This is a genomic window from Devosia sp. (genome assembly GCF_034675085.1).
GTDB lineage: Bacteria > Pseudomonadota > Alphaproteobacteria > Rhizobiales > Devosiaceae > Devosia.
This window is the reverse complement of record NZ_JAUCDN010000065.1, coordinates 1-13,265: the sequence shown is the minus strand read 5'-3', so window position 1 is coordinate 13,265 and position 13,265 is coordinate 1. Positions and strand designations below refer to the sequence as shown.

Annotated in this window: 12 protein-coding genes; 3 read left to right on the top strand and 9 right to left on the bottom strand. The window is 64.6% G+C overall.

Annotated features, from left to right (window positions below; translation table 11 throughout):
* Both VDP82_RS06245 and VDP82_RS06240 read left to right on the top strand, forming a co-directional pair.
* A partial coding sequence (locus tag VDP82_RS06245) for an HAD family hydrolase (RefSeq protein WP_323013988.1) occupies positions 1-626 on the top strand: 626 nt, incomplete at its 5' end.
* Positions 623-3,085 (top strand): hypothetical protein, encoded by a 2,463-nt coding sequence (locus tag VDP82_RS06240; protein WP_323013987.1) that lies wholly within the window; start codon positions 623-625, stop codon positions 3,083-3,085. The genes VDP82_RS06245 and VDP82_RS06240, both read left to right, overlap by 4 nt.
* An 8-nt stretch (positions 3,086-3,093) precedes the next feature.
* On the opposite strand, the gene VDP82_RS06235 is transcribed toward VDP82_RS06240, so the two are convergent.
* The 9 genes from VDP82_RS06235 to murQ all read right to left on the bottom strand — a co-directional run bounded on the left by VDP82_RS06235 (position 3,094) and on the right by murQ (position 12,743).
* On the bottom strand, positions 3,094-3,981 hold the full coding sequence (locus VDP82_RS06235; RefSeq protein WP_323013986.1) for a DMT family transporter: 888 nt from the start codon (positions 3,979-3,981) through the stop codon (positions 3,094-3,096).
* Complete coding sequence (locus tag VDP82_RS06230; RefSeq protein WP_323013985.1) at positions 3,978-4,397, bottom strand: GNAT family N-acetyltransferase; 420 nt, start codon at positions 4,395-4,397, stop codon at positions 3,978-3,980. Before VDP82_RS06230 ends, VDP82_RS06235 begins: the two co-directional genes overlap by 4 nt.
* Positions 4,398-4,399: 2 nt before the next feature.
* The gene (locus VDP82_RS06225; protein WP_323013984.1) at positions 4,400-5,518 is read right to left on the bottom strand and encodes an anhydro-N-acetylmuramic acid kinase; all 1,119 of its coding nucleotides are present in this window, start codon (positions 5,516-5,518) and stop codon (positions 4,400-4,402) included.
* An 11-nt stretch (positions 5,519-5,529) separates the two neighbouring features.
* The gene (locus tag VDP82_RS06220; protein ID WP_323013983.1) at positions 5,530-6,510 is read right to left on the bottom strand and encodes a serine hydrolase; all 981 of its coding nucleotides are present in this window, start codon (positions 6,508-6,510) and stop codon (positions 5,530-5,532) included.
* Positions 6,507-8,234, bottom strand: coding sequence for an ABC transporter ATP-binding protein (locus VDP82_RS06215; protein ID WP_323013982.1), 1,728 nt, complete (start codon positions 8,232-8,234; stop codon positions 6,507-6,509). Before VDP82_RS06215 ends, VDP82_RS06220 begins: the two co-directional genes overlap by 4 nt.
* Entirely contained in the window at positions 8,231-9,073 is an 843-nt protein-coding gene (locus VDP82_RS06210; RefSeq protein WP_323013981.1) for an ABC transporter permease, read from the bottom strand. Before VDP82_RS06210 ends, VDP82_RS06215 begins: the two co-directional genes overlap by 4 nt.
* Entirely contained in the window at positions 9,073-10,032 is a 960-nt protein-coding gene (locus VDP82_RS06205) for an ABC transporter permease (RefSeq protein ID WP_323013980.1), read from the bottom strand. The genes VDP82_RS06210 and VDP82_RS06205 overlap by 1 nt, the downstream gene beginning before the upstream one ends.
* Before the next feature lie 201 nt (positions 10,033-10,233).
* The gene (locus tag VDP82_RS06200) at positions 10,234-11,748 is read right to left on the bottom strand and encodes an ABC transporter substrate-binding protein (protein ID WP_323013979.1); all 1,515 of its coding nucleotides are present in this window, start codon (positions 11,746-11,748) and stop codon (positions 10,234-10,236) included.
* 56 nt (positions 11,749-11,804) lie between these two features.
* Entirely contained in the window at positions 11,805-12,743 is a 939-nt protein-coding gene (gene murQ / locus VDP82_RS06195; protein ID WP_323013978.1) for an N-acetylmuramic acid 6-phosphate etherase, read from the bottom strand.
* A 248-nt stretch (positions 12,744-12,991) separates the two neighbouring features.
* On the opposite strand from murQ, the gene VDP82_RS06190 reads away from it, so the two are divergent.
* A partial coding sequence (locus VDP82_RS06190) for a MurR/RpiR family transcriptional regulator (RefSeq protein WP_416347086.1) occupies positions 12,992-13,265 on the top strand: 274 nt, incomplete at its 3' end.

Below are 13,265 nucleotides of genomic sequence, written 5' to 3'. Positions count from 1 at the left end.
CCCCTCGGGTGACGGCCGAATTGGCGCGGCTGCGGCTTGAGCAGCCGCATCTGGGCGCCATCTTCCTTGATTGCGGCGACACGCTTGTCGATGAGCGCACCGAGGTCAAGCTGCCCGGCAGCGAGGTGGTGGTCAGCGGCGATCTCATTCCCGGCGCGAGGGACATGCTCGACGCCCTCAAATCCGCCGGCCACACCCTGATCCTCGTCGCCGACGGCCCGCGCCAGACCTTCATCAATCTTCTCACCCATCATGGGTTGTGGGAGCATTTCGACGCCCACATCATTTCCGGCGATGTCGGCGCCACCAAGCCCGATGCCCGCATGTTCGACGCCGCCCTTGCCGCCGCCGGCCTCACCCGCGCCGATGCCGGGCGCGTCGTCATGGTCGGCAACAATCTGGCGCGCGACATTTGCGGCGCCAACGCGCTGGGCATCACCTCCGTTTTCATGGCCTGGTCCACCCTGCGCAGCCACGTGCCCGCCGACGCCTCCGAAGTGCCCGATTACCGCATCGACGCCCCTTCGGAACTGCCCGGTCTCATCGATCAGCTTGAAGCGCTCCTGCGCTATCGATCCGTGAGGCTCAACGATAACAGTCTGCTAACCAATTCGGCCCAAAAGTGAAAACACTCCTGACGCTGGCCCGTGGCGACAGCCTCAACGCCTGGGAGCTTTCTTCCGTCGAGGCGCGCTATTTTCCCGGCGAGCCCGCCCCGGCTAGCGATCCGCAAAATTACAAATATATCAATGGCTTCGTCGATGTCGGCGACCTGCCCTGCCGCGTCGCCACCTGGGCCGAAGTGGCCGGCCGGACCCTGGTTTTAGACAGGAATTGGCCGGTGGAGAGCCTCTACCTGCCCGGCCGCAGCAGGCGGGTCGAATTCTCGCTTTTCTGCTCGCGCCCGATCCGGCTAAGCCGTTGGTGCCGCACCTATATTTCTGCTGCGCAGGATGGCTATCAGTCCTTCCGCCTTTCCACTCGCGGCGGGATTCACATTTGGGTCGACGGGTTAATCGCCGCCCGCTTCGAGCCTTTCACCCGCAACCAGACCCAGCACACCATCGTGCATCTGCCCATCAAGGCAGGGGGAAGCGAAGTCATTGTTTTCATGGAGGAAATGGCCGAGCGCGACGTCACCTGGTTCTTCGAGCTTGTCCTTGAGGGCAATTCCAGCCTCGCCATCTCCCTCCCCGGCGCCAGTGCCGAAACCGGCCCCGTCGACGCCCTCAAGACCCTCGCCACCCAGGTTCGCCCCACTGAGGAAGTCATTGATTCAAAAGGGCTCCTGGTTCTGAAATTCGACGACCCCGCCCCTCTGGACGTCACCATTTCCGCCCGCATTACCTCCACTTCCCACACCCACGCCACCCTCCTCGATCGCCATCTGACCCTCCCGGCCGGTGAAACCGCGCTGGTCCTCTGCCGTGGCGCGGAATTGCCGGACGGCTATCACACTGTATTTCTTACGTTTTCTGCTGGATCAGCGAAGGTGGAGCGCGAGATCGCCTGCGCCGTTCTGCATGTTTCCCTGCCCCGCACCCTGCCCGGCGATCTTGCGGCCCGGAAGCGCCAGGCCCTTGAATATGCAGTCGAATTTGGTGAAATGCGCATGGGCACGGCACTGGCGCTTTTCGCCACCGGCCGCGCCGCGGACCCCCGCATCCGGCCCATTCTCGAACAAACCCTGCTCACCATCGAGGAACGGCGCGACTGCGCCGACTTCATCGCCGTGCCGCTGCTCTGGGCTTTCCAGCGCTACGGCGCTGATTTTCCAGACGATTTACGCCGGCGCACCGAGCGGGCCATGCTCGAATTCCGCTATTGGGTCGATGAGCCCGGCAATGACGTGATGTGGTTCTGGAGTGAGAACCACGCCCTCTGCTTCCATGTTTCGCAATTGCTTGCCGGGCAAATCTGGCCCGATGGCCTCTTCACCGCCTCGGCCCGAACCGGAAGCCGGCAAGCGGCTCTGGCGACCGAAAGACTGGAGGCATGGTTTGACGCGGTGGAGGAGGACGGCCTGGCCGAATGGAATTCGGCAGCCTATTACCCGGTTGATTTCATTGGCCTTCTCGCGCTGGTGGAATTTGCGCCCGCGCCGCTGGCCGCGCGCGCCAGCGCCCTCTGCGACCGCATTTTCACCATGCTGGCCTTGCACACACTCGACGGCGTTCCGGCCGGCTCCATGGGCCGCGCCTATGACAAGGAGCTGCGCGCCGGCCCTCTGACCGAGTTGGCGCCCTTTGCCGCCGTCGCCTTCGGCACGGGCTGGCTGAACTCCGGCGTCGCCTCGCTGCCCATGTTTGCCGCCGGCCGCTACACTCCTCCCAACAATCTGAATGCATTGGCTTTTCCGTCGACGGGTAAGGTGATCGAGGCGCGCTACCGGCAGGGATATGGTCCGGCTGCCCTGCTGGCGCTGCACAAGAGCGCCCATGTGCAGCTTTCGACCAATAGCGGCGCCAAGGCTGGGGCTTTCGGCCATCAGCAGCATGTTCTGGACATCCGCTTCGTCTCCCATCCCATGGCCCGCGCCTGGATCAACCATCCCGGCGAAGACGACCCCTGGGGCCAGCACAGGCCTTCCTATTGGGCCGGCAATGGCCGCCTACCCCGGCTGGGCCAGCATGGCGCGGTGGCGATGCTGCTCTATCATCTGGATGGCGAGCGGCTCGACTTTACCCATGTCTATGCGGCGCGCTGCGGCGTCGAGCATCACCTGATGGGCGACGCATTGATCCTGCGCAGCCCGAGGGCGCAGGTCGCCTTCAAGGCGACCGGGCCGATCGACGCGGTGCGCAGCGGCCCTACCGCCGGCCTTGAATACCGCTGCCATGGCGCGCGGCAGGGATGGAGCGTTATCGTCAGTCGGAACAATGATTTAGACGGTTTCGCAGCCAGGATTGCCGCCTGCACTCTTTCCATGGACACGGATGGATTGCAGTTGACCCTGCGCCAACCCGGTGAGCCGGATATCGCGCTGGGCTGGGCGGATGGCCTGAGCGTCGCCGGCGCGCACCTGCCCAAAGTCGAAATGTCGGCGGAGCCCCTGATCAGCTTCACGCATTGCGCGGCATCATAGACCTCGCCTCAATGCTCCACCACCAGCTCAGGCGCGGGGCGACGGGCGTTGAGGGCGCAGGCTGAAACGATCAGCAGAGCGCCGAGCCAGAATTGCAGGCCGGGCACTTCCTGAAAGAAGATGAAGCCGAAAAACGCGGCCCAGACCAGCCCGCTATAGTCGAGAACGGCAAAGGCCGAGACCGGCATGCGCTTGAGGCCGTGAAGCAGCAGCAGAAAGCCCAGCGCGCCGAGAAAACCGATCAGAGCCGACTGCCCGGCAAGGGAGGCGTTGATTTCGGGAAGCGGGCCAAAGGCCAGCGGCAGCACCAGCAGCGCCGCGATGAGAGATTGGCCCAGCGACATGGCGGCGGGTTCCTCCTGCCCGGAATGATGCTTGAGCAGCGCCATGGTGACGGCATAGGCGACCGGCGCCAGGGCCGCAGCGGTCCAGGCCAGCGGCGCCCCGCCCAAGGGGCTACTGGTTTCGAGTGCACCCCCGCCCAACACGATGACGGCTGAGCCGGCGATGCCCAGCGCCAGGGCCAGCCACGCCCCTCCCCGCATATTTTCCTTCAGGAACAGGGCGCCCAGTAGGGTCATGTAGACCGGCGCGGTCATGCCCAGCGCGGCGACAGCAGCGAGCGGCAGATGCGTCACGGCAAAAAAGAACAGGCTGGCGGTGGCCACCAGCATCACCGCCCGCAGGGCCTGCCGCCCGATATCGTCGATGCGGGGCCATGCTCCCTTGCTGGAAAATATCCAGAGGGCCAGCCAGAGAGCCGCGCCCAGATAGCGCATGAAAACGATCTGGAAGGGCGAAAAGCTGGCGCCCAGCGCCTTGGCTACTGCGTCCATGCCACACATCAGCGCAATACCGGACACGCAGAGGACGAAACCGGAATTGCCGCGGGTCATCTCAGGCTCTTGGAGAGGAAGCTGCGTGTGCGGCCGGGTGGAAAGTCCGGCAAGGCGCCGAAGACGGCATAGCCCGCCTTTTCATAGACGTGGAGCGCCTGCGGATTGAAGGTATCGATATAGGCGCCATGGCAGCCACGCCGGCGCGCTTCCGCCTCGGCACGGGCCAGCATGGTGCCGGCAAGCCCCTGCCCGCGATGGCTTTCCGCGATCCATAGCCACTGCGTATAAAGCCAGCCCCAGGCGGTGTAGCCGGAAATGCCGGCAACGATATCGGCGCCCTGCCGCACCAGCACGGCGAGGGGCTGGCGGCCGGAAGGGCCAACCGCCGCATCGTTGAAGCCGGCAAGGCTTTTGCCGAGGAAATCGAGGTCCTCGGGTGCCGGCGCATCGGTGACGCTGATGATGAACGACATGGTCAGGCGGCCAGAACGCCCCCGGTCAGCGGATATGGCGCGCCGGTGGTGGAGGGAAAGCTGATCGGCAGATCGCGCAACACCCGCACCGCCAGAAGCGCAAAGCACTCCGCCTCGATGGCGTCGCCCCGCCAGCCCACCGCCTCGGCGGGCACGGCCTCGACCCTGGCCCGCTCGCCCAGCATTTTCATGATCGCCGGGTTGTGCCGTCCGCCGCCGCAGACCACCAGCCTTTCGGGCCGGCGCGGCAAAATATCGAGCGCCTTGCCCACCGCGCCGGTCGTGAAGGCCGTGAGCGTCGCCGCACCGTCCTCGGCACCGAGGCCATCAGCCATGGTGGAGAGAAAATCGAAACGGTCCAGCGATTTGGGATAGGGCGCGGAAAGGTAGGGATGGGTGAGCAGCCGCGCGAGGCGCTCTTCATCGACCCGACCCCGCAGCGCCATGGCACCGTCGCGGTCCATATCGCCCAGGCCGAGCCCCTTGATGAAATCATTGATCGGCGCGTTGGCCGGGCCGGCATCGAAGGCGACCAAGCGGTCAGCGCCGTCCCACCAGGTGACATTGGCGACGCCGCCGAGGTTGAGCACCGCCGTGCGGCCATCAGTGGCTCCGATCATGGCCAGCAGGGCGCGATGATAGAGCGCGGCCAAAGGCGCGCCCTGTCCGCCGGCGCGCACATCGGCCGAGCGGAAATCATAGGCGACCTTGATGCCGGTCAGTTCGTGCATCAGCTTGCCGTCGCCGAGCTGGCGGGTGGCGCCGATGCGGCCGGGCTGGGGGGCACGGTGCAGCACCGACTGGCCGTGAAAGCCGATAATGCCGATTTCTTCGGGTGTGAGACCGGCCTGCTTGACCAGATCCAGCACGGCAGCGGATTGAGCGCGGGTCAGCGCTTCCTCTGCTTCGGCGAAAATGGCCGGCTCGGGGCCCTCGAAATTCCATTTGCGCGCCTGGGCCAGCGTTTCCTCTAGCAGGGCGCGGATGGATTGCGGATAGGGCGCCAGCGTATAGGGGCCGAAACGGTCTATGGTCTCGCCATCCGTGCGCAGCAGCGCCACATCGATATTGCCATCGAGCACCGTTCCGGTCATCAGGCCCACAGCCCAGATCGGCTCCATGCGATTACTCCTTAGTCGGCGTTGACGAGATCGCCCACCGCCCGGCGCAGCGTGACAATGCCGCTGTCGAAATGGCGCGTGGGGTGAATACGGTTGGTCAGCAGCGTCCAGGCATGGCCGCGCGCAAAATCGATCCAGAGGCCGGTGCCGGTAAAGCCCGTGTGACCAATAGTGTGCGCCGAACAGCGCTCGCCGCCGGACCAGCCCTCATAGGGCAATTCCCAGCCATGGGTGCGGCGGGCGGAAAGCGGCGTGCGGATCAGCGCATCGGGCGGGGTGCTGGTGAGCTTATGTGCGGCAAAGTCAAGAATGGCGGCGGCAGTGCCGAAAAGTCCGGCATGGCCCGCCCCTTGCAGCGCCGAGCAATTGTCATCATGCACCTCGCCCGCCAGCACGCGGTGGCGCCAGGTGTCGTCCTCGGTGGCGGCAGCCTGAGAGGGATCTGCCGACCAGGCAAAGCCCAGGCCGGGCTCCATGGCGCGTATGCCGCATTTTTCCAGGCGTTCGAGCGCAAGGCCCAGAAGGATGAAATTGATGTCGGAATAGACGGCAGGACCGGCCTTCCATTCGTGCTGCAACACGAAGGCGCGCAGCAGGTCGGGGTCGCGGCCATAGGTATAGATGGGAAACACCGCCGGGAAAGGTGTCTGATGGCCCAGGCACTGGCGGAAGGTGATCTTCCGCTCCCAATTGTCGGCATTGTATTGCCGGAAATCGGGCAGAACGGAAATCAGCGGCGCATCCAGATCGATGCGGCCGGCTTCTGCATGGGCCAATATGGCTTCGGTGGTGAAGAGGACCTTGGTGAGCGAGGCCAGGTCGAACCAGGTGTCCTCGGTCATTGGGCGGCGCTGGGGTACGATCTGAGCCGCACCCACGGAGCGGATGGCGCGATGGCCCTGGGCATCGACCATGCCCAGAACGCCGCCGGGAATGCGACCGGCCTCGACGGCCGCTGCCAATGGCGCAAAGGCACGGTCGAACCGGCTCAAGGCGCTTCCTCCCGCACAAGATGGTCGGCCCCGGCTTCGCGCCAAAGAGCCGGCGGCGGCTCGTAACCGGCGGGGCGAACCAGCGAGGGCACCTGCGTCATGTCCACGGCGAAATGCTGGTTGCGCCGCTCCACCGCCGGCACGGCGGCGATGAGGCGCCTGGTGTAGCTGTGCTGCGGATCGGAGAGGATGGCGCGGGCATCGCCAATCTCGACGATCTGGCCGGCAAACATCACCGCGATGCGGTGCGAGATGCGCTCTACCACGGCCATGTCGTGCGAGATGAAGAGATAGGCGAGGCCGAACTCGCGCTGCAGATCGATCAACAGGTCAAGAACCTTGGCCTGCACCGAGACGTCGAGAGCGGAGACCGCTTCATCCAGCACCACCACATCGGGATTGAGCATGAGTGCGCGGGCGATGCAGAGTCGCTGGCGCTGGCCGCCGGAGAACTGGTGCGGAAAGCGCTCCAGCGCGTCTTCGGGCAGGCCGACACGATCGAGGAGGAACCGCATGCGCTGGCGCAGCGCGCCGTCCTTGCGCTGGCCGTTGGCAATGGCCGGCTCGGCCAGCAACGCCTCGACATTGAGGCGCGGATTGAGCGAGGCAAAGGGGTCCTGGAAGACCATCTGAATAGGGCGTTTGGAGTGCCCCACCTTGGCGGCAATTTCGCCGCGCTGCCGGCTGACGAGATCGAGAATGGCGCGGGCCGTGGTGGATTTCCCCGAGCCGCTTTCGCCCACAATACCCAGGGTCTCACCCGGCAGCAGATCGAAGCTGACGCCATCGACCGCATGGACGGCCGCCTTCGGCGCAAAGAACCCCTTGCCCACCGGGAAGCGCACCACCAGATCCTCGACCCTGACGACGGGCTCGCCGCCCCCTGCCCTCTTGCCATCCTCCCGCGCGGCCTTGCCGGCGGAAAAATGCGGCACCGCGCGCAGGAGGTGCTTGGTATATTCATGCCGGGGATGGTCGAGCACAACGGAGGTCTCGTCCTGCTCGACCGCGACACCGTGCTGCATGACCATGATGCGGTCGGCAATGCCGGCGACCAGGCCGATATCATGGGTGATGAAGATCATCGCCATGCCGGTTTCGGCGCGCAATTCGGCCAGCAGCGCCATGATCTGTGCCTGCACGGTCACGTCGAGCGCCGTGGTCGGCTCGTCGGCGATCAGCAGGCGCGGGCTGGCCGCCAGCGCCATGGCGATCATGATGCGCTGGCGCATGCCGCCCGAGAGCTGGTGCGGATAATAGCCGAGCCGAGATTTTGCGTCGGGGATGCGGACCCGCTCCAGAACGTCGAGCGCCGCCTGTTTCGCCGCGGCACCGGCAAGGCCCCGATTGAGCCGGAAGGCTTCCTCGATCTGCGCGCCGATGGTGTGCACCGGGTTGAGCGAGGTCATCGGCTCCTGAAAAATCATGCCGATATCGCGGCCCCGCACGTGGCGCAGGGCTTTTTCGTCGGCAGCGGTCACATCGATCATGGTGCCGTCGGCATTTTGGAACAGGATCGAACCGCCGGTGATGCGGCCGCCGCCGAAATCGACGAGGCGGTTGACCGAGAGCGCCGTCACCGATTTGCCGGAACCGGATTCCCCGACAATCGCCAGCGTCTGGCCGGGCTCCAGCTCGAAGCTGACGCCCCTGACCACTTCATTGGCCCCTGGGTCGCGGCCGAAGCCGACGCGCAGATCGCGGACGGAAAGAAGCGGGGTCATGCTTCCCTCCTTTGCGTACGCGGGTCGAGGATGTCGCGGAGGGCGTCGCCGGCAAGGTTGAAGCCCAGAATGCCGAGCATGATGGTCAGGGCCGGAAAAATCATCAGCCAGGGAGCCTGCGTCATCAGATTCTTGCTTTCGGACAGCATGAGGCCAAGCGAAGGCGTGGGCGGCTGGGTGCCCAGGCCCAGGAAGGAAAGGCCCGCCTCGGTGAGCAACGCCCAGGCCAGCGCCAGCGTGACCTGCACGGCCAGCGGCGCAACAAGGTTCAGGAGCAGATGCCGGGTCAGTACATAGGACTGCGCGCTGCCAAAGGTGCGGGCGGCATCGACGAAATCGCGCCGCTTCAGCGACAGCGCCGGCCCGCGCACCACGCGAGCGAAGATCGGGGTATAGACAATGCCGATGGCGGCGATGCTGGTGGCGGTGCCGGGACCGACGATGGCGATGATGAGCAGGGCCAGAAGAATGGCGGGGAAAGCCAGCAGCACATCCATCAGCCGCATGAGAATGCCATCCCAGAGCGAGCCCCACCAGGCCGCGAGCAGACCGATCACAGTGCCGGCTATGGTGGCGAAGGCGACCGAGGCGAAGGCGATGACCATCGATTGACCGATGCCCATCATCAGCCGGCTCATGGTGTCGCGGCCGAGAAGGTCGGTGCCCATCCAGAAATTGCCGCTGGGCGGTTTGAGCCGGTCGAGCATGAATTGCTGCAACGGGTTATGCGGGGTCAGCCCCACGGCACCCATAATGGCGATGATGAGATAAAGACCGACGATGAAGAGCCCGATGCGGCCCGACGGATGGCGGATAAGGGCGGCCAGCGCTTTTTTCATCAGCGGCCTCCCAAACGAATGCGCGGATCGAGCGCTACATAGGCGAGGTCGACGAGCAGATTGACCACCAGGAAATTGAAGGCAATGAACAACACGCTTCCCTGCACCAGGGCATAGTCGCGCTGGGTGATGGCGTCGAGTGTCAGTCGGCCGAGGCCGGGCAGCGCAAAAATCTGCTCGACGATGACGGCCCCGCCAAGTAGGTAGCCAAATTCGACGCCGGACAGCGTCACCACCGGGATCAGCGCATTGGGCAGGGCATGATGCCAGACCACGCTTATGCTCGATGCGCCCTTGGAGCGAGCGGTGCGGATATAATCGTCGCTCAGCACATCGAGCATGGCCGAACGCGCGATGCGCGTCACCGAGGCTGCGAAGGCGAAGCCCAGCGTGATGGCCGGAAAGATCAGCTGGCCCATGCTGGCCCAGAAATCGACGGTTATGGGGGTGAAGGTGCCCATGGCCGGCACCATGCCGAAATAGACCGAGAGCACATAGATGATGAGCACGCCGATGACGAAGCTGGGCGTGGACTGGCCGAGCATGGCGAAGACGCGCACCACGAGATCGCTGGGCCGCTCATTGCGCGTGGCCGCGAGCACGCCGAGCGGCACGCCGATGGCAAGGGCGATCACCATGGACATCAACGCCATTTGCAGGGTCAGCGGAAAGCGCTCGAGAATGACGGTGAGCACCGGCTTTCCATAGATGGAGGAAATGCCCAGGTCGCCGTGAAACAGCCCACCCAGCCAGCGCATATACTGGCTCCAGACGGGTTGATCGATGCCGAAATAGGCGGCAAGCGCCTGCCGCTGCGCCGGGGTCATCATTCCCGCCTCGGTGCCGAGCATGGCGGTGATCGCATCGCCCGGGATCAGCCGGATCGAGACGAAGACCAGCACCGAAACACCGAGGAGGATCAGCGGAAAGGTCAGCAGCCGCTGCGCCACGTAGTTCATGAGATTGCTGGCCCTTTTTCCCACCCCCGATGTCATCCCGGCTCAGGCCGGGATCCATGCAGGGAACAAACCACGACTTCAATGCGGGGGCGATAGGCGGACATGGATTCCGGCCTGCGCCGGAATGACCGAGTGGTTTACCCGCGCTACTGCCCCTGTCAGACGAATGGGAGGGGGACGATGGATGCCCCCTCCCTTCATTTACTGCACCGAAACCCCGACCAGGCCGAACAGCGTGCCGGTCGGCGAGGATTCGAAGCCCGAGACGGTCTTGAGCTGGGCGGTGTAGCCATAGGAGGTCGACAGCCACAACCAAGGCGACTGTTCCACCAGATGGTTTTCGAACTGGTGGAAGATTTCGACGCGCTTGGCCGGATCGGTTTCGGCCTGGCCCTGCTTCATCAGCGTATCCAGTTCGTCATCGACGAAATTGGACACCTTGAGCAGGTTCCCGTCCTTAGTGAAGTAGCGGTTATACATCGGATAGGGATCGGGGCGACCACCGTTCAGTGCCACCGCCATGTCGAAATCGCCCTTGAGCCAGGTGTCGACATAGACGTTGAGCTCCATCATCTTGATGTCGAGCTTGACGCCGATCTCGGCCAGCTGTGCCTGGAGAACCTGGGCTTCCGAAGCGGCAACAGGAGGCTCGCCGGTGGCGGCGATCACGGTGGCGCTGAAGCCATCGACGCCGGCTTCGGCCATCAGCGCCTTGGCCTTCTCCACGTCCTGCTTGTAGCAGAACAGCGTCGAGGGATCCTGCGCGAAGGCCGGCATGGTCAGCGGGCCGGTCACCTGGCCTTCGCCAGCCAGCGCGGCATCGACAATGGCCTGGCGGTCGATGGCGCAGGACATGGCCTGGCGCACCAGCAGATTGTCCATCGGAGCACGTGAGGGATTGAGCTGGAGCACGTTGTAGGCGAGGTTCGCCACGCGGTTGAGCTGCAGGTTCGGCTCGTTGGGCACCATGGTGGCAACCAGCGGGTCGTTGAGCAGGGCGAAATCGGTCTGGCCGGCGCGGAGCGAAGCCAGGATCGCGGTTTCGTCGGGCAGCACGGAAATGGTGATGCCGTCGATGTTGAGCTTGCCGCCGGCCCAGTCGGGATTGGCGCTCAACACTTCCTTGGCATTGGGCTCCCAGCTGTCGAGCTTGAACGGGCCCGAGCCCAGCGCAGTGGTGCCGATGGTGCCGGCCTCGATCTCGCTGGCCGGCACGATGGCGGCATTGACCGTGGCCATGGCCACCAGAATCGGCACATCGGCCGTGCTGAGGTTGAAGACGACCGTCGCGTCATCGGGGGTGTCGATGCTCTCGATGGAAAGGAAATTCGAGCGCGCAGCAGCGGAGGTCGCTTCATCCAGAACGCGCTCGAACGAGGCCTTGACGTCAGCAGCCGTGACCTGCGCGCCATTGGTGAACTTGGCGGCGGGATCGAGCTTGAAGGTCAACGTCTTGGCGTCGGGAGCGAATTCCCAGCTTTCGGCGATGGCCGGGGCAACGTTGAGCTGGGCATCCAGGCGCACCAGCGGCTCATAGATCAGCTCGAGCAGGCGCAGCGACGAGAAGGCCGTCTGCTTGTGCGGATCGAGGCCCGTGGCGTCCTGCGACCAGGCCATGCGCAGGCTGGCAGCCTGCACCGGCAGGGCGACGGCGGTGGTGAGCGCGGTGGCCATGGCAAGCCCCGCGAGCAGTTTACGAGAAGTGGTCCAGTTCATGTGGGTATTCCTCCTTGAGACATCCATCCGCCCATTCCGGCGGAATTTGAAATCCGTCACGCCGCCGCTGTGTCGATGGCGCGGCGCAGAAAGCCGCCCGCCGACTGGAGCGTTGCCCTCGCTGCCTCGACATCGAGGCCGGTCAACTGCACCAGGATGGCCAGCTTGACGTCATTATTGGTTTTTTCCAATGCGGCTTCGGCTTCTGACGCGCTGCATTCGGTGGCCTGCATGACGATGCGCACGGCGCGCGCCAGCAGCTTCTTGTTGCTGGCATGCAGGTCCACCATCAGGTTCTGATAGGTCTTGCCGATGCGGATCATGCTGGCCGTGGTCAGCATGTTGAGCACGAGCTTCTGCGCCGTGCCCGATTTCATCCGCGTCGAACCGGTCAGCACTTCGGGGCCGACAACCGGGGAAATGGCGATATCGGCTATGCCGGCAATGGCGGATGCCGGATTGCAGGAGAGTGCCGCCGTCACCGCACCGATCTCGCGCGCGTAATTCAGCCCGCCGATGACATAGGGTGTGCGCCCGCTGACAGCGATGCCGACGACCACGTCTTTTTCCGTCAGATCGATGGCCTTGAGATCGGCAGCCCCGGCAGGGCCACTGTCCTCGGCCCCTTCGGCGGCGCGCATCAGCGCATCGGGACCGCCGGCAATCAGGCCGATCACCATGCCATAAGGCACGCCGAAAGTAGGGGGGCACTCGGAGGCATCGAGCACACCGAGGCGACCACTGGTGCCCGCCCCCATATAGATCAGCCGCCCCCCCCGATTGAAGGCGGAGACTATGGCATCGACCGCATCGGCAATGGCGGGAAGCACCTTTTCGACGGCCCTCGCGACGGTGCCGTCCTCAGCATTGATGGTGGTCAGGATATCGCGCGTGCCCATCTGGTCGATGCCCATGGTGCTGGGATTACGGCCCTCGGACACCAGTTGATCGAGCTCGGACATAAGGGCGCGGCGCCCTTCGGGGGCGGCGCTCATCGGCGACACTCCCCAGCCGAAAGGGGAGGAGTGAGGCCGCGCCAACAGAACGCGCAACGCAATGCCATACGAAATATCCTCCTTGACCAGAGATGAGCCTAGAAGCGATGCGGCCCCGTTGTCAATCATTTCCAAAAAAATGAACTGACCTGAACTTTTGTTTCAAAACTAAAGCACTTGCGCTAGGATGGCCGCCTCGCCGGGGCGGAGCGAATCTGGCATCAGGACCGGTATCGGGAGGAAAGCGATTGGGCATCCAGTCGAGGATCGAGGCATCGACGGCCAGCTTCACGCCGGCCATGCGGCTTGTCGCCGGGGCCATCCGCGACAATCCTCGTATCGTGCTCGACAACACCATTTCCGAACTGGCCGCTTCCTGCCACACCTCCGTCGCCTCGGTCATTCGCTTCTGTCGGGCGCTGGGACTGTCGGGCTATGCGCAGTTGCGCATGGAACTGGCGACGGAACTGGGGCGGGAGGCGGCCCAATTCGGGGCCGGCGTCACCCTCGGGGCGGAAATCG